This is a genomic window from Bacillus sp. FSL R9-9530 (genome assembly GCF_038008145.1).
Classification (GTDB): Bacteria; Bacillota; Bacilli; order Bacillales; family Bacillaceae_G; genus Bacillus_A; species Bacillus_A mycoides.
Genome location: NZ_JBBOYO010000001.1, coordinates 598506 through 614252 on the forward strand (window position 1 = coordinate 598506; position 15747 = coordinate 614252).

General features: G+C 35.4%; 19 protein-coding genes and 1 pseudogene. 13 read left to right on the forward strand and 7 right to left on the reverse strand.

The window, feature by feature from the left end:
- Positions 1-53: 53 nt before the first annotated feature.
- Positions 54-320, forward strand: a complete 267-nt coding sequence (locus MKX66_RS02870; protein ID WP_000661861.1) for an ArsR/SmtB family transcription factor — start codon at positions 54-56, stop codon at positions 318-320.
- A 247-nt stretch (positions 321-567) separates the two neighbouring features.
- Here the strand turns inward: MKX66_RS02870 and MKX66_RS02875 are convergent, their stop codons facing one another.
- Positions 568-891 carry a winged helix-turn-helix transcriptional regulator gene (locus MKX66_RS02875; protein WP_002033301.1) on the reverse strand — a complete coding sequence of 108 codons (324 nt, stop codon included), beginning with the start codon at positions 889-891 and terminating at the stop codon, positions 568-570.
- A 124-nt stretch (positions 892-1015) separates the two neighbouring features.
- Between MKX66_RS02875 and MKX66_RS02880 the strand changes: the two genes are divergently transcribed.
- The 4 genes from MKX66_RS02880 (at position 1016) to MKX66_RS02895 (ending at position 4882) form a co-directional block, all read left to right on the forward strand.
- Complete coding sequence (locus MKX66_RS02880; RefSeq protein ID WP_341085446.1) at positions 1016-1549, forward strand: NAD(P)H-dependent oxidoreductase; 534 nt, start codon at positions 1016-1018, stop codon at positions 1547-1549.
- Positions 1550-1760: 211 nt separating this feature from the next.
- Positions 1761-3263 (forward strand): class I adenylate-forming enzyme family protein, encoded by a 1503-nt coding sequence (locus tag MKX66_RS02885; protein WP_341085448.1) that lies wholly within the window; start codon positions 1761-1763, stop codon positions 3261-3263.
- Between the two features lie 144 nt (positions 3264-3407).
- Positions 3408-3971: a GNAT family N-acetyltransferase gene (locus tag MKX66_RS02890; RefSeq protein ID WP_159146940.1), complete on the forward strand. Its 564-nt coding sequence runs from the start codon at positions 3408-3410 to the stop codon at positions 3969-3971.
- Between the two features lie 11 nt (positions 3972-3982).
- Positions 3983-4882: a PhzF family phenazine biosynthesis isomerase gene (locus MKX66_RS02895; RefSeq protein WP_341085449.1), complete on the forward strand. Its 900-nt coding sequence runs from the start codon at positions 3983-3985 to the stop codon at positions 4880-4882.
- Between the two features lie 138 nt (positions 4883-5020).
- Here the strand turns inward: MKX66_RS02895 and MKX66_RS02900 are convergent, their stop codons facing one another.
- Positions 5021-5230, reverse strand: coding sequence for a hypothetical protein (locus MKX66_RS02900; RefSeq protein WP_044443258.1), 210 nt, complete (start codon positions 5228-5230; stop codon positions 5021-5023).
- 176 nt (positions 5231-5406) lie between these two features.
- On the opposite strand from MKX66_RS02900, the gene MKX66_RS02905 reads away from it, so the two are divergent.
- The 5 genes and pseudogenes from MKX66_RS02905 (at position 5407) to MKX66_RS02925 (ending at position 8687) form a co-directional block, all read left to right on the forward strand.
- Complete coding sequence (locus MKX66_RS02905; protein WP_326997152.1) at positions 5407-6246, forward strand: phosphotransferase; 840 nt, start codon at positions 5407-5409, stop codon at positions 6244-6246.
- A 27-nt stretch (positions 6247-6273) separates the two neighbouring features.
- Entirely contained in the window at positions 6274-6831 is a 558-nt protein-coding gene (locus MKX66_RS02910; RefSeq protein WP_326997153.1) for a DUF7010 family protein, read from the forward strand.
- A gap of 29 nt (positions 6832-6860) precedes the next feature.
- The gene (locus MKX66_RS02915; protein WP_107887985.1) at positions 6861-7685 is read left to right on the forward strand and encodes an MBL fold metallo-hydrolase; all 825 of its coding nucleotides are present in this window, start codon (positions 6861-6863) and stop codon (positions 7683-7685) included.
- A 25-nt stretch (positions 7686-7710) separates the two neighbouring features.
- A pseudogene (locus tag MKX66_RS02920) lies at positions 7711-7905 on the forward strand (esterase); the annotation flags it as partial.
- A 305-nt stretch (positions 7906-8210) separates the two neighbouring features.
- Entirely contained in the window at positions 8211-8687 is a 477-nt protein-coding gene (locus MKX66_RS02925) for a heme-degrading domain-containing protein (RefSeq protein ID WP_002033314.1), read from the forward strand.
- 69 nt (positions 8688-8756) lie between these two features.
- On the opposite strand, the gene MKX66_RS02930 is transcribed toward MKX66_RS02925, so the two are convergent.
- A complete protein-coding gene (locus MKX66_RS02930; protein WP_001162783.1) occupies positions 8757-8930 on the reverse strand; it encodes a DUF1272 domain-containing protein in 174 nt (57 codons plus the stop codon).
- Positions 8931-9125: 195 nt separating this feature from the next.
- Between MKX66_RS02930 and MKX66_RS02935 the strand changes: the two genes are divergently transcribed.
- Together MKX66_RS02935 and MKX66_RS02940 are read left to right on the forward strand one after the other, a co-directional pair.
- Complete coding sequence (locus tag MKX66_RS02935; protein ID WP_341085453.1) at positions 9126-9980, forward strand: pentapeptide repeat-containing protein; 855 nt, start codon at positions 9126-9128, stop codon at positions 9978-9980.
- Between the two features lie 21 nt (positions 9981-10001).
- On the forward strand, positions 10002-10538 hold the full coding sequence (locus tag MKX66_RS02940; protein WP_107887987.1) for a hypothetical protein: 537 nt from the start codon (positions 10002-10004) through the stop codon (positions 10536-10538).
- 22 nt (positions 10539-10560) lie between these two features.
- On the opposite strand, the gene MKX66_RS02945 is transcribed toward MKX66_RS02940, so the two are convergent.
- The gene (locus tag MKX66_RS02945; RefSeq protein WP_044443276.1) at positions 10561-11448 is read right to left on the reverse strand and encodes a DMT family transporter; all 888 of its coding nucleotides are present in this window, start codon (positions 11446-11448) and stop codon (positions 10561-10563) included.
- A 333-nt stretch (positions 11449-11781) separates the two neighbouring features.
- Between MKX66_RS02945 and MKX66_RS02950 the strand changes: the two genes are divergently transcribed.
- Positions 11782-12567, forward strand: a complete 786-nt coding sequence (locus MKX66_RS02950) for a glycosyltransferase family 2 protein (protein WP_326997180.1) — start codon at positions 11782-11784, stop codon at positions 12565-12567.
- Here the strand turns inward: MKX66_RS02950 and MKX66_RS02955 are convergent.
- The 3 genes from MKX66_RS02955 to rfbG are packed head-to-tail and all read right to left on the reverse strand — an operon-like array spanning position 12536 to position 15747.
- On the reverse strand, positions 12536-13459 hold the full coding sequence (locus MKX66_RS02955; RefSeq protein WP_326997156.1) for an NAD-dependent epimerase/dehydratase family protein: 924 nt from the start codon (positions 13457-13459) through the stop codon (positions 12536-12538). The genes MKX66_RS02950 and MKX66_RS02955 overlap by 32 nt on opposite strands.
- Positions 13456-14679, reverse strand: coding sequence for a class I SAM-dependent methyltransferase (locus MKX66_RS02960; RefSeq protein WP_341085456.1), 1224 nt, complete (start codon positions 14677-14679; stop codon positions 13456-13458). Before MKX66_RS02960 ends, MKX66_RS02955 begins: the two co-directional genes overlap by 4 nt.
- Before the next feature lie 12 nt (positions 14680-14691).
- Positions 14692-15747, reverse strand: a complete 1056-nt coding sequence (gene rfbG / locus MKX66_RS02965; RefSeq protein WP_326997157.1) for a CDP-glucose 4,6-dehydratase — start codon at positions 15745-15747, stop codon at positions 14692-14694.

The window sequence follows — 15747 nt, forward strand, 5'->3', positions numbered from 1 at the left end:
TCGAATTATATATATGGATATCATTAATGTTTATATAAAAGGGGAGAAAAAATATGAAAGAAATGTATGAAGAAATCACTGAAGTATTGAAGGTATTAGCACATCCTGTTCGTTTATCATTAGTAAAAATAATGCTTGCAAAAGGTCCTATTAACGTAACGACAATGTATGAAACATTACAAATGCCTCAAAGTACAATTAGTCAACATTTATCTAAACTAAAAGCTACAAAGGTCGTTACAGGTACTCGGAAAGGGTTAGAAATTTATTATGAAGTAACAGATAATCGTACAAAAGCGATATTATTAAGCTTGGCTTAAAGGGTAACTGTTTAGATTTCAAAATTAAGTAAGCAATTCAGCGACTATAATTTTCTTATTAACATTAGTCGTATGTGTTGTTGTTTTTAATTTGTTTAATACATTTCTTTATTAGGGTCTTGCCGTATCACTATCAAGCTAAAGTTTAAATGGATTATAAAAATGAAGGTTTTCTTATTAGGGTCTTTTTGTTAGCTTGATAGTGATGTGCCATTCCCACTAGTATGTAAAGAATTTGGTAGTTTTTTTAGTCATGTAATCTTTTGATCTGATGGTCTTTTCCCCATTCAAATAGTTCATCCATAATTTGCATTAAAGATTTTCCATGTTCGCTTATTGTGTACTCAACCTTTGGTGGTACTTCTTGATATACAGTACGATGGATAATCCCATCAGCCTCAAGTTGCCGAAGTTGCTGTGTGAGAACTTTTTGTGTAATGTTTGGAATTTCTCGTTTTATTTCATTTGTTCGCATTTTTCCATCCGCCAAAACACATAAAATATGAATTTTCCATTTTCCACCGATCACGTCGAGTGTCGTTGCGATTGGGCAATTATCATTTTGATTCATATAACACCTCCAAAGGTACTTTAAGGTTCCTATAGCACTTTAAAGTACGTACTTTTCAATTATATGTGACTCATTCATACTAATACTAAAGCGTTTGAATTATTTATAAGGGGGAAGAAAATATATGAAAACACTTGTAATTGTAGCACATCCTGATATTGAAAAGTCTCGAATTAATAAAAGATGGGTAGAAGAACTTGAGAAATATCCAGATGAAATAACGGTGCATGAATTATATAAAGTGGCACCAAATTGGCAATTTAATATTGAAGAAGAACAAAAGCTGTTAGTAGAGCACGACCGATATATATTCCAATTTCCACTCTACTGGTATAGCTCACCACCATTATTAAAAAAATGGTTCGATGATGTATTAACATATGGATTTGCCTATGGATCAAAAGGGGATAAAGTGAAGGGGAAAGAATTTGGTGTAGCTATTTCTATAGGTGGGTTAGAAAAAGACTATAAAAATACCGGAATTACAATGGATGAATTAACGAAACCATTCCACGCTACGAGCTTATATACAGGAATGGAATTTATACCATCATTTTATTTATATGGTGCGGAATATGAAATCAGTGATGAAGAGATTGACAAAAGTGCACCTGAGTATGTGAAATATGTGATGAATAAGGAGTTTTCTAATATATAAGGAGAAATAGCCATTTACTTGTTAAGTAGATGGCTATTTTTGTTTATCCCGCATTAACAGCCCGTAAGGTGTGGACTAATAATCAGTGGAGATGAACACCCCACATCGACTAAAGATTTACTTCATTTAAATTCACCAAGTTTAATCTTTAGTAAATTAATAATTAATCTGGTAAAATAAAAATCCTAACATATATAAAGGGGAGTTTTACTTGAGAACGATGCGACAATTATTACAAAAAAGAGCAATGCAGTCACCAAATTTGGAAGCGCTTATCGGTGGAGAGAAAAGGTATTCGTTTCAGCAGTATAATGAACGAGTAAATCAGCTTGCACATTATTTGTTACATACCGGTGTGAAAAGAGGGGATCGTATAGGAATTCTATGCAAAAATAATCATCCGTTTCCAAGCGTTATGATGGCAAGCTTAAAAATTGGAGCGATATTTATTCCGCTTAATCATCAGCTTACAGCTTATGAATTAGAATCGATTGTAAAAGAAGCGAGATTAAAAGTATTAGTTATTGATGATGAATTTAGTGAAGTTGTATTAAAGATTAATGCAGTTAAAGAAATTCCTTATGTAATTGAGACGACAAAAGAAGGATTTGGCTCATTTGAATTAAAATCAAAGGAACAGCCAATAACAGAGCCGAATGTGGAAGTTCATGAAGATGATGATGCCATTTACTTATTTACTTCAGGAACGACTGGACAGGCAAAAGCATGTGTAATTGGTCATAAAAACTTACACCATTATTTTACTGAAATTGCGGGGCAAAGAGAAATTCCAGCAGGTGAACGCTTTTTATCAGTGCACCCATTGTTTCATATGAGTGGCGTGCTTTCTATTTTAAATTGTATTTATCATGGCGTTACGATGGTCTTTTTAGCTGATTCGAATCCTACTCTTATTTGGGATAAGATTGAAGAAGAGAAAATTACTACGATGCTTGCGTTCCCAGCTGTTTATAGTTACATGCTTGATGAATTAGATAATAAAGAGCGCAACATTTCGGCCTTTAAAGTAGCGCAAAGTGGTGGTACAAAAGTGCCAGAAACACTCATTCAAAAATATATGGAAAAAGGCATTTATATGGTGCAAGGTTATGGGAGTACAGAAGGTTGGGTAGTAACTTCTTGGCATCCAAATATGGGAAAAGAAAAAATGTCTTCTGTAGGGAAAACACTTAAGCATGTTGAGTTGAAAATTGTTCATCCAGAAACAGGTGATGAGCTAACAACAAATAAAGTTGGAGAGATTCACGTGAAAAGCCCGTACATGTTTAAAGGATATTGGAATAATGAAGAGGCAACAAAGAAGGTAGTAAAAGATAATTGGTTTAACATGGGTGATGCCGGTATGATAGATGATGATGGATTTCTACATATTATGGGAAGATATAAAGACGTTATCGTACGCGGTGGTGACAACGTATATCCAGATCAAGTAGAAGATGTAATTCATGAAATAAATGGCGTTTTAGAAGTTGCAGTAGTTGGGATTCCAAATGACTTTTGGGGGGAGGTCCCAACAGCTTACATTGTAAAGGACAATCAAACGTCTTTAACAGAAGAAGAGATTATTCAGCATTGTAAAGAAAAACTAGCAAGCTATAAAATACCAGAAGTTGTATTTATGGACGAATTACCGAAAAACGCTTTAGGGAAAGTGTTGAAGAGGGAATTAAGGGATGTTTTTCTTGTGAAATAAAAGGTTATTAAATAATGAAGAATCCAGTTATGTAAAAAGCATAACTGGATTTTTGTTTATAAAAAACATAATGATTTACTAGATTTTGTATTTTGTGTAAGATAATAAAGAATATTCAATTAACAATTAAAGGAAGAGATATAAATGAAGCTGCCACTATTACAAGTAGAGACAGAGAGACTGATTATTCGTCCATTTCAAAAAGAGGATTATGAAAGTTGGTTAGATGGATTCAATAAGAGGTTACCATCTCAATATAAATACGATGATGGCTATCATGACATGTCGTCTTCAACGAAAGAGTGGTTTACGGAATGGATAAGAGGATTTGATGAGGCGGCACGACGGGATGAAATGTATGTGTTAGGTATTTTTCAGAAAGAAGATGGCGCCAATATTGGAAAGCTAGAACTTATAAAAATTTTACGTATGGACTATCAATGGGCGATGATGGGTTACTCTATTCATAATCAACATTGGAAAAATGGATACGGAGTAGAAAGTGTAAAAGCTGCGCTGCCGTTATTTTTTAATGGCCTTCAATTTCATAGAATCGAATTACATATACATATCGATAATGAGCCATCCGTTCGTCTTGCAGAAAGAGCTGGTTTTTCATTTGAATGTACGAGAGAGGCATTTTCTATGGGGAATGGTAAGTGGGCAGATTTTCTTATTTATTATAAAAATAATGAAACGAACAAATAAGGGGTTAAAAAATGAAGACTATAAACGTATTTCATTACGACGCATTTACGAATAAACCAAATATGGGAAATCCAGCAGGTATTGTATTAGAGGTGGATGGATTAACGGAAGAGGACATGCAGCGTATTGCTGAAAAAGTTGGATTTAACGAAACATCTTTCGTTCTTTCTTCAGAAGTAGCAGATATAAGAATGCGCTATTTTACACCAGGGTTTGAAATGGATTTATGTGGTCATGGGACAGTTGGAACTATATATGCCTTGCGTGAAAGAGGTTTATTAGAAGAAAAAACAAACCTTACGATTGAAACGAAGGCAGGTATTTTACCGATACAAATAGGTGCAAATGAAAATGGAGAAACCTTTATTAAAATGAGGCAGGCAGCACCTCAGTTTAAAGATTTTGCAGGTTCAAAAGAAGAATTAGCTCATAGTATCGGGTTAGAAGTAACTGATTTAGATGCAAGTGTACCAATTGTATATGGAAGTACGGGGAACTGGACTGTAATTGTACCGATTAAAAATCTAGATGCATGTGAAAGAATGAAACCTAAAAATGAGGCGTTTCCATCGGTATTAAAAGAAATACCTAAGGCTTCTATCCATCCAGTTTGTCTAGAAACTTATGATGAACAGGTGCAAATGCACGGTCGTCATTTTTCATCACCTTATGCTGGAACGATTGAAGATCCTGTGACAGGAACAGCTTCAGGTGTGATGGGAGCGTACTATGAGAGGTATTTGAAGAAAGATTTTGACCATGAACTGGAGTTAATCGTTGAGCAAGGACAGGAAATAAATAAAGATGGTCGTGTAATGGTTTATGTAACGAAAGATGTAGAAAATGAGAAGTTACAAATAGATATTGCGGGAACAGCGGTGTATGTGAAAGAGTTTGAAGTTTCAATATAAAGTGAAACTTTAATCAGTGGGGGTTTTGTTCATCCCCCACCTAACTTCTTTACTTCCGCTGAATTTTGAGGTGGAGGTCTTACTGCACGGCAAATAGCGGGATAAAAAAAGAAAGCCCGGAATACATCCAGACCTTCATTATCTGTTCAACACTTCAATATACGAAGCATCTCCAGTTGTTCTTAAAGCAGAGCGGAAATTGTTGTTTTCTAACGTTTTAGCGACTTGTTGTAATTGCTGTGCATCATCATGATGGATAAGTAAGCTGTCGGCACCGCTTTCTTCTATATGAATGTGTTCGACACTTCCAATGGCATCATGTACTGCTTTTAAAAATTCAGGTTTCATATTGTCCTCCTAATATGTATGTAACGTTGTTGATAGTATTTCCTTATTTTTGAAATATAAAAGTAAATGATTTTTTGTTATATTAAGATTTTGGAAGGGGTTTCCTATTCGTTTGTCAAATAATAGTAAAGTTGTCTTTTGAATTGGGGGAATCTTCGGAATTAAAGGGTGAGAGAATGGACATTTCAATAATTGCTGCACAACTAGTTAAGGAGAAAGTTATTTCACATGATCCAAATAGCGTAAAAGCGTTGAACGGAGGAACGACAAGTACTGTATATTTGTTGGACGAAAAATATGTAGTAAAGCTGAATGAAGCGGAAGTAATACGTGAAGAAGCTAATTTTCTCTCATTTTATGAGGAGAATAGTTTATTTTCAAAGCTTTTGTATAAGGAACCTTTACATACATATTTCGTGTATTCTTTCCTTGAAGGTAATACTTCGTGTAAACAAGGATATAAACGAAGTACGCTTCGTACACTTGTAAAAGAAGTTATCAATAAGTATAAAATGGTTCCAGGGGCAGAAGGCTGGGGATGGAAAGAAAGTCCGATTCAATCTTGGAATGAATTTTTAACGGCAAATGTGATGGAAGCTTATGAAAATGTAAGACGTTACATAAGTGAGGAACATTATAGAATTGTTCTTAAACTAGCAAATAGGGACGCTGGAGTAAATCAGCCATTTTTATTACATGGTGATTGCGGATTCCATAACTTTATATTTCAAGAAAACAAGTTATATGGCGTGATAGATCCGTTACCAGTGTTAGGGGATCCTCTATATGATTTAATTTACGCGTTCTGTTCAACTCCGGAAGATTTAACAAAAGAAGTGATTGGTTATGCGATAAAACCATGTATATTTCATAAAAAAGAACGAGATTTATATGAGGAAATAGTCATAGGTTTATATTTGCGTATAGATACATGTTTGAGACACCACCCGAAAGATTTAGAAGATTACTTAGTAGCTTGGTGTTATTGGATGAACGAAATTGAGCCGGCTTTATAGTACAAATAGTTTGGGGGAGATAGTGAAATGAACATAGCAGAAGCAAAACGAGATTTAGCACAAAGAACGAAGAGGGGAATTCCTGTTATAATAGCTGGTATTTTGTTTTGGATTGTAGTGAGTGTAACGGGTATTCTTCTTTCAGAAAAACAAGTTGTGTGGGTGTATTTAATTGGTATGGGTTGTGTATTTCCTTGTGGCTTAATGATAGCTGCTATATTGAAAATTGATATGTTTGCGAAAGGAAATTCGCTAGGGACTTTAGCTGGAATAATTGGTGGGATAAATGTATTAAATATTCCGTTAGTGTTACTTGCATATTTTCAATTTCCAGAATGGTTACCTTTTGTAGTAGCAATGTTAATAGGTGTTCATTTTGTACCGTACGTATGGATTTATGAAAGTAAAAGTTATGGTGTATTGTCAGTAGGAACCGTATTTGTGACGTCAGTTTGCGGGATTCTTTTTGCAGACAATGGACTTATTGTAATTCCATTGTCAGTTACAGCTGTCTATTTACTGACTCTAATAGGTTTAGTAATCGAAAATAAAAAAGCAGAAAACTATCAACAAATATCAGCTTAATAAAAAATTAAAGGGATAGGGGAATGACTATGAATAATTTCGTTTGTACAACGTGTGGCGTGCAGTATGCAGCGAGTGTGGAAGAACCGGTAAGTTGTGTTATTTGTGATGAGGAGAGACAATATATTAATCCGAAAGGGCAGTCTTGGACGAGTTTAGAAAACTTGCAAACGAGTGATACATATAAAAATGAAATTATAGAAGAAGAAAATGGGCTTTATAGTATTACGACAAAACCAGAATTTGCGATCGGTCAGACGGCATTTGTAGTAAAAACAGAGTCATATCGTTTGTTATGGGATTGTATTACTTATTTAGATGAAACGACAATTGAGAAGATAAAAGAGTGGGGCGGATTAGATGCGATTGCACTATCTCATCCGCATTATTATTCAACACAAGTAGAATGGGCAGAAACATTTGATGTACCAATTTATATACACGAAGACGATAAAGAGTGGGTTATGCGCCCGAGTAGTCGTATTATTTATTGGACTGGTGAGTCTTTACAATTAGCAGATGGAATTACTGTGCATCGTCTCGGAGGACATTTTAGTGGCGGTTCTGTATTACATTGGGAAGAAGGAAATGATGGGAAAGGTATATTATTAACAGGTGATATCATTCAAGTTGTAGCGGATCAACAGTGGGTGAGCTTCATGTACAGCTATCCAAACTTAATTCCATTACCGGCGAGAAAAGTTGAGGAAATGGCGAATCGAGTGAAACCGTTACAATTTAATCGTTTATATAATGCTTTTCACCGAGTAGTAAAAGAAAATGCAAATGAGGCAGTTGAACGTTCTGCGGAAAGATATGTGAAAGCGATAGAAGGAAAGCTGTTTCGTACGTAAAGGAGTGTTAGATTAATGAAAACGTCAGTATGCAGCGGCGGAAGAGGAAGTAGCAAGAAAAACAGGGAGCCATTTTCTCAATTTATATGCTGAGATGATTCAAGAAGAAAATTATAAAATATTCGTAGAAGATGAAGAAAAAGATGGATTACACTTTGTAGCAGAAGTCTATGCGTATTTAGCGAAGTTAATTTATGAAAAGTTAAAAGGGATTTTGTAAGAAGCAAAGCGTGGGCGCTTTGCTTTTTTTGTATTCACATAAGTAAAATATAGTATCTTTTCGCAAGGGCATTGTAGCAAGGCAAAAATGCAAACACCTTAATATATTCTAATTAATCACAGAAATAGACAATTCCTGTACTAAATGTTTAGTACCTATAGCACTTTAAAGTACATACATTTTTAATGTGTTAAATATAATTCATAATAGCACCAGTAAGAAGAAAACAAGCGTTACGGTACTATAGAATCTGGTAATTCTAAAAAAAGCCAATGTGGTATAAGACAATTAGGGAGGTTAAAGATATGAGTACTTCAAATTTGAGTGAAATAAGTAAACAAATATTAATAGAGGAGGAAACACTTCAATTTTCCTCTTTTACAAATGAAGATGCCTTGCAATTAGGTTTATATATCGTTGAAACAGCAAAGCGAGAGGGGAAATTGATTGCTGTTGATATAGCCAAAAATGGTGTGCAATTATTTCATTTCAAGATGACGGGGACAACTGAGGAAAATACGAAATGGATTGAGCGTAAAAAACGGGTCGTTTCCCTGCATAATCATAGCTCGTATTATATGCAGATAGAAAGTGAAATAAGCGGAGTTCCATATCATGAAAAATACCGTTTAGATGGATCGGAATATGCTGCGTTTGGTGGATGTTTTCCTATCCAAATAAAAAATGTAGGGGTTATTGGAATGATAACAGTCTCAGGATTACCACCAGAAGTAGATCATGAATTGGTTATAAGAGCAGTTAAAAATCATTTGAATCAATAATAGAAGTAATTTTAATAGTTAAATAAAAAGGCAAAAATGAACATATTCCTGTTCGTTTTTGCCTTTTTATTATTTCTTTTTCGGCCTACGTACTAACTCGCCGCCACAATTCGGGCAAACATTTTGCCTTTCCTCTGTACATGGTGCACAAAATGTACATTCATACACGCATATGTATGCTTCAGAATCGGGCTGAAGGGAATGGTCGCAAATTTGACAGTTTGTTTTCATTTCTAATGCCATAGTAATCCTCCTTGTTATTCGAAAGTTCATAATTTAATTATAATTAACATTGTAGTGGATGTCCTTTTTAAATGAAAAGAAATAAAAGGATTATGTTGTTGTTTGAAATGAAATAGGTCTATTTATTTTAAAATTGATTATTTATTGTAGTTGGAATATTATGAAATAGTCAAAAGACAACAGGGGGTATATATTTTGACTAATAATAACGATTATTTTCATGTAGAAGAGGATACAAATCACAATAGTTTAAAAGCAGATTGTGAAAAGTGTTTTGGTTTATGTTGTGTAGCATTACCGTTCGCAGCGTCAATAGATTTTGCGGTGAATAAAGATGGTGGTAAACCTTGTACAAATTTACAATCAGATTATAAATGTAGTATACATAGAAATCTTAGAGGAAAAGGGTATAAAGGTTGTACAGTGTTTGAATGTTTCGGCGCCGGACAAAAGATTTCTCAAGTTACGTTTAAAGGAATTGATTGGCGGACAGATGCCGAGCATGCGAGAGAAATGTATGATGCTTTTCCGGTTATGCATCAGCTTCATGAAATGCTTTGGTATTTGAAGGAAGCTGTTCTTTTAAAGGCGACGCAGACAATTCATAAAGAGCTGAAGGAAGCAATTGAAGAGACAGAGCGTCTTTCTAATTTAAGTTCAGATGAGTTAATGGAAGTAAATGTGCCATTACACCGTGCAGAAGTGAACATTCTCCTTTTAGAGACGAGTGAATTAGTTTGGAAAGAAATGAATGCTGCACGTAAAAAACGAATCAGTCACCGCGGAGCAGATCTTATGGGAGCTAACCTTAAAAAGAGAGATTTACAAGGAGCCAATTTAAGAGGGGCGTATTTAATTGCGGCTAACCTTAATGGTACAGACTTACGCGGAGCTGATCTCATTGGAGCAGATTTGCGTGATGCAGATATTAGAGGGGCAGATTTTACGAATAGTATTTTTCTTACGCAAGTCCAAATTAATGCGGCGAAAGGGGACAAACATACGAAATTACCGAAAGTGTTGTCTCGTCCAGCACATTGGACTGTGTAAAGTGTAGGGAGTTGTAATAGTGTGGATATTTTTCAGTATTTAGAGGAAATGCAGGAAGATGTATTTTTGTTATCAGTATCTCAAATAGAATTGAAGTATTATGATATTTGTCGCACACTAGCGTCAAGTGAGGATGCGGAGCGCATTAAATTGATTCCATTAGATTCATACAAGGAAAGTATGAGGATAGGTTTGAAAGAAGCGTTAGAAATTGCTGAAAGTGAAGAAGCAAAGGCGATTTATTTTGAGTATGATCTTGATAATGAGTGGGATAGTCAGTTTTATATTTGTGACGATTATATGTTTCTTGAAGAAGAAGATGAGGATTGGGCAAGTGATTGGACGGATGAAATAGAAGGACCATCTTTAGGAGAGTTAGCTGATATTTATGGTGAAAATGGCTTTGATTCAGATAAAAAGGCTGTAGGTATTACTTTATATTTAATCGCAAGAACGGTGTGTAGTTTTATAAGTGCATGCAGTGGATTACAAAGTAATATACCAATTTGCATCGGTTTTCACGACCAAGACCCAATTATGCGAACAGGCAGAGACTAAGTCTCTGCCTGTTTTTTTTATACTATTTTTGCTTTTCAAAAGTAGTAATTATAACACTGCATATAATAAGGATACCACCAATGAAAAAGTTACTGTTTAACGTCTCATTTAACAGGAGCCAGCCAAGTAATGATCCTACGATCGGTTGAAAGAAGAAAAATAATGAACCGATGCTAGCATCCATTAATTCTAACCCTTTATTCCAAAGAAAAAATGCACCTGCGGTTGAGACGATTCCTAAATAGAGTACGCCTAATAATACGTACATGTTTATATGTTCAATAGGACTTGATTGGAGTTCCCATACCATGCACGGTGTAATGAAAAAGAGTGAAAAGAATATTGCGTGCGTTGTAATAATTAAAGATGAAAATCGAGCGGAAGCGATTTTTACATAAATGGATAGTAAAGCCCACGTAATAGCGGCTCCAACTAAAATGATTGTACCGATAAAATAGGAGCCGATTTCAATATCCCATCCGATAACGATAATGACACCGATTGTCGCTATTATAGTTGATAAAAGTCTACGAGCAGTTAGTTTCTCTTTTAAAAGGAGCGCTGCAAATATAACCATAAATGCAGGTGTAGCTGATGTTACTAAGGAGCCTGTATGAGCATCGGATAATTTCGTTCCGATAAATTGACATGTGATCGAAATGAAATACCCGATGAATCCAATCCAAGCGAATAATAGCCAATCTTTTTTGTGTATGGTTACTTTTTTCTTTTGCTTTTTTTCAGTTGTTTTCAAAATCGCATATAAAACAACAAAAGCGATAATAAAGCGTAGCCAAACGAGTGTAAGTGGCGGAATAAAGTCGAGTACGTATTTACTAACGACGTACATACCGCCCCAAATACTTGCTGCTAGTGATAAACATATAGCTCCTAAAATGGTTTGTTTCATTTGAATGACCTCCGTCTATTTTTAGGGTTATGATTTATTCCCTAAGACGGGGCATGGTGCACTTGTTATATGAATGCCCGTCTTAGATTATAGACGGACTACAGGTTGATCGTTTTCGAATGAAGTGTTGTAGTACATGAGTGCATTCCTCCTTCATAATTTTATAATGATATTATAACTTAATTTTCAGTTTATTGGGATGTTTCTTTAGAAAATGGAAATGATGGTTGTCTAAGAAAGCATAGTATATGGTAGAAAAACATATTTTTAAAATAAAAGAAACGAATTACATAACTGATAAGTATATTAAGAGTAGGATAAAAAAGTAGATTAATAGAAAAAGAGGAGGAGATTGTTATAACTACGACCGTTATTTCTCATTTTTACAATGAAGAGTATTTATTACCGTGGTGGCTTTCTCATCATACGAAACTGTTTGATCATGGCATTTTAATTAATAAAGGTTCAACAGATCGTTCGGTTGAAATTTGTAAAAAATTCGCACCACACTGGGAAGTACGAGATTCTGCAAATCCAGAATTTGATGCACTAGCGACAGATCATGAAGTGATGAGGATAGAACAAGAAGTAGAAGGATGGAAAATGATTTTAAATACGACTGAGTTTCTTTGTGTGCAAGATAAAAATCAGTTTTGGAAATCACTAAATGAATTGGGAGGGAGGATGTATTGGCTGGAAGGGCTTATTATGGTCGATGATCTTAACTATAATTATCCGGACCTTAACTTTGGAATACCTTTAATGAAACAGCGATTTCACGGTTATTTACCAGAAGATTGGGCGTTATGGAGAAGGGGTAGATTTATTCATAATCATGAACACGGAAGTTATACGGTTGGAAGACATTTATCTGTGCATGAATCTATGGCTTACCCGCCACTTGCGTGTATTGCATGGTTTGGTTTCAGCCCTTGGAACGATGCGATGAGAAAGAGGAAATTACAAATTGGTCCGACTCTTTCTGAAGCTAGTAAGCATGGGGGAATGGGAACGCATCATATTATTACACCTGAAAGATTAGAAGAATGGTATAAGGATTTAGCAAGAGGGACGAAGGATTTACGTTTTAGTGATGCGTATCGTTATGCTTTTTTATAAATGATTCCCACCATAAAATTGTTTCTTCGATTCCAATATTTAGATCGTATGTCGGTTTCCAGTTTACTTCAGTTTTTAAACGTTCTACATTAACGCCGACGAATAAAGGTTCATCTTTAGAGAAAGGAATCGCACCTAGTTTAATTAAATTTTCTTTTCCTATCTTTTTAGCAATGATAGAAGCTAATTCTTTAATTTGTACAGATTGACCAGAAGCGATATTGATTGTGCCTGTAACGTTGCGTTCTAATACTGTTACGAGAGCATCAGCGACGTCACTCACATGGAGGAAATCTCTTGATTGTTTTCCATGTGTACATAGTGCGTCCTCATTTTTTAATAAGGACGTGATAATGTTAGAAACGAGTCGATTCCCTTGTTCGTGAGGGCCATACATATGAAAAATGCGGCCCCAACATATGCTGAGGCCGGTTTGCCCAGCGTATGATTGTAGCCAGGAATGTAGTGCGTTTTTACATAATGAATACGGGGTTTTATAGGAAAGAAGCGGTGAATCTTCAAATAATACGCCGTTAAACCATTCATACTCTGCGCCAGTACCGGCAACGATGACTCGCTTTCCGCCGCACGTTGTGAAGTGTTGAAGTAATGAGATACTGGATATAAGCCAATAGTAATTATTAATAGATACATAACACGCTGGCGGCACTGCTTCCCAAGCTAAATGAATGAGATGACTAGGCTTAATGTCGTAAATGAGTTTTTTTACTTCTTCATCGCAAAGTAAGTTTACTTTATGCCAATCGCAAGAAAGGTGAGAAGGCTTATTTGTATGGAAAGTGGCGTGCACTTCATAGCCCTTTTGTATAAGAGAATTTACAACATATTTACCAATCCATCCACTACCGCCTGTTACAAGGATTTTTTTCATGGCTCAATTACCTCAACTTCTGGAATCGTTACTAAAAATTTGCCGCCCCATTCACGAATGAAAGAGCATTCTTTCATAATTTCGTCTTTCAAGTTCCAAGGAAGTATGAGAATGTAATCAGGTTTTGTACGTTTTATTTCTTCCGGAGATTGTATTGGAATGCGGGTTCCTGGTAGAAGGAGATTTTGTTTGTGAGGGTTTTTATCTACAGTATAATTTAAAAATTCTTTTCCTATCCCGCAATAATTTAAAAGGGTGTTTCCTTTAGCTGGAGCGCCGTAACCGATAATTTGTTTGTTTAAAGCTTTTGCTTCGATAAAAAACTTTAAAATACTTATTTTCAATTGTTCTATGCGTTCAGAAAAAAGGAGATAGCAATCTAATGTATCTAGCCCGTGATCTACTTCTTTTTGGATTATATTTGTAACACTGGAATGGATAGTGGATGAGTCACTGTGATGGTTTACAAAAATACGCAATGAACCACCGTGCGTTGCAAGTTCTTCTACATCGACAATTTGTAAATGATGATGAGCTAAAACTTTTTGAAGACTTATAAGTGAGAAATAGGAGAAATGCTCATGATAGATTGTGTCAAACTGTTTAAAGGATATGAGGTTTAATAAGTGCGGGAATTCAATTGTTATCGTGCCATCTTGTTTTAATAATGTTTTTAAACCGGCAACAAAATCATGCAAGTTCGGAACGTGTGCTAATACGTTATTTGCGACGATTAAATCTGCTTGCGGTAATTTTTTTGTTAAGTCATTGCTGAAAAAATTCACTTCAGTAGGAATTCCTTTTTGGATAGCGATTTCTGCTACATTTTTTGCTGGTTCAATTCCTAACGTTTTGATATTTTCTTTTTGAAAGTATTGTAACAAGTACCCGTCGTTACTTGCGATTTCAATCACTTTCGAATGGTTTGTTAAGTTGAAACGCGTAATCGCCATTTCTACATATTGCTTAGCGTGTAGTAGCCAACTGGAGGAGTAAGAGCTAAAGTATAAATAGTCATGAAAAATATTGTGCGGAGATTCAAATTCATCTAATTGTACAAGTAAACAAGAGTTACAAACAAACGTGTGCAGCGGATAAAATGGCTCCATTTTATATGAGTGTTCTGGAGCTACAAATGAGTTAGCGAGAGGAGAAACGCCTAAATCTAAAAAAGTATTTGTGAGTAATGAGTGGCAAAAACGGCATTTTTTCTGTTCCATTTTATAGCCCCCTTATAAATTTTTGAATGCATCGATTTGTTGTCGCGTGAAAGATTCCATATTTTGACCAGATGCATATTTTTTGTACCAATCAACAGTCCAAGCGATAGAATGATCTGTTGATAATTTAGGAGTCCAACCGAGTTTATTTACTGCTTTTGTACTATCAAGTGTTAAAATAGGTGATTCATAAAGAGTATTTGTATGAGGGGAAAGGATTGTTAGTGGTTGATTCCATAATTTTATTATAGATTGAATGACATCATGAACGGTTCTGTTAAGTTCATTCATCGGGCCGAAATTCCAAGCTGCTGCATATTCGGCGTCTTTCGAAAGGTTTTCAGCTAAAAGAATATAGCCATGTAAAGGATCTAATACGTGTTGCCATGGGCGAATAGCGTTTTTGTTTCTAATATTTAATGTATTATCTTGTAAATATGCACGAATGATATCTGGGAATAATCGGTCTTCTGCCCAATCACCGCCGCCGATGACATTACCTGCTCTTACTGAGGCAAGTTTAGGAGTGTTAGTGTGGAAGAATGATTTTTGATATGATGTTGCAACTAGTTCAGCACAAGCTTTACTAGCACTATAAGGGTCGAAACCTCCTAGTCGGTCAGTTTCCACGAATGCCCGGTTACCGCTCCCGTCATTTTCATAGCATTTATCACTTGTAACATTAATGATGCCACGTATACTTTCTATATGCTTTGCCGCTTCTAATACGTGAACAGTACCTAAAACATTCGTTTTAAATGTTTCGATAGGATTTTTGTATGAAGTGGTGACGATTGGCTGAGCTGCTAAATGAAATAGTATGTCAGGGTTATGTTGTCTCAGGGCATGGAATAAAGAATCGTAATCTGTAATATCGCCTTTAATTGTTATGCACTCTTTTGATACGTTACATTGTTCAAAAAGGTTAGGGATGGATGGGGGGTGAGAAGAATAGCCAACTACTTCTGCATCTAATGAAGTTAAAAAAAGGGTGAGCCATGAGCCTTTAAAGCCAGTATGTCCTGTAATAAATACTTTTTTCTTATTCCAAAAAGATGATGAAGCCAT

Bases quoted from the DNA above. Each gene is read 5' to 3' on its own strand.
- MKX66_RS02960 (WP_341085456.1), bottom strand. From the start codon at position 14,679: ATGGAACAGAAAAAATGCCGTTTTTGCCACTCATTACTCACAAATACT.
- MKX66_RS02925 (WP_002033314.1), top strand. From the start codon at position 8,211: ATGAGTACTTCAAATTTGAGTGAAATAAGTAAACAAATATTAATAGAG.
- MKX66_RS02905 (WP_326997152.1), top strand. From the start codon at position 5,407: ATGGACATTTCAATAATTGCTGCACAACTAGTTAAGGAGAAAGTTATT.
- MKX66_RS02930 (WP_001162783.1), bottom strand. From the start codon at position 8,930: ATGGCATTAGAAATGAAAACAAACTGTCAAATTTGCGACCATTCCCTT.
- MKX66_RS02890 (WP_159146940.1), top strand. From the start codon at position 3,408: ATGAAGCTGCCACTATTACAAGTAGAGACAGAGAGACTGATTATTCGT.
- MKX66_RS02955 (WP_326997156.1), bottom strand. From the start codon at position 13,459: ATGAAAAAAATCCTTGTAACAGGCGGTAGTGGATGGATTGGTAAATAT.
- MKX66_RS02900 (WP_044443258.1), bottom strand. From the start codon at position 5,230: ATGAAACCTGAATTTTTAAAAGCAGTACATGATGCCATTGGAAGTGTC.
- MKX66_RS02910 (WP_326997153.1), top strand. From the start codon at position 6,274: ATGAACATAGCAGAAGCAAAACGAGATTTAGCACAAAGAACGAAGAGG.
- MKX66_RS02880 (WP_341085446.1), top strand. From the start codon at position 1,016: ATGAAAACACTTGTAATTGTAGCACATCCTGATATTGAAAAGTCTCGA.
- MKX66_RS02875 (WP_002033301.1), bottom strand. From the start codon at position 891: ATGAATCAAAATGATAATTGCCCAATCGCAACGACACTCGACGTGATC.
- MKX66_RS02895 (WP_341085449.1), top strand. From the start codon at position 3,983: ATGAAGACTATAAACGTATTTCATTACGACGCATTTACGAATAAACCA.
- MKX66_RS02945 (WP_044443276.1), bottom strand. From the start codon at position 11,448: ATGAAACAAACCATTTTAGGAGCTATATGTTTATCACTAGCAGCAAGT.
- MKX66_RS02915 (WP_107887985.1), top strand. From the start codon at position 6,861: ATGAATAATTTCGTTTGTACAACGTGTGGCGTGCAGTATGCAGCGAGT.
- rfbG (WP_326997157.1), bottom strand. From the start codon at position 15,747: ATGGCTTCATCATCTTTTTGGAATAAGAAAAAAGTATTTATTACAGGA.
- MKX66_RS02870 (WP_000661861.1), top strand. From the start codon at position 54: ATGAAAGAAATGTATGAAGAAATCACTGAAGTATTGAAGGTATTAGCA.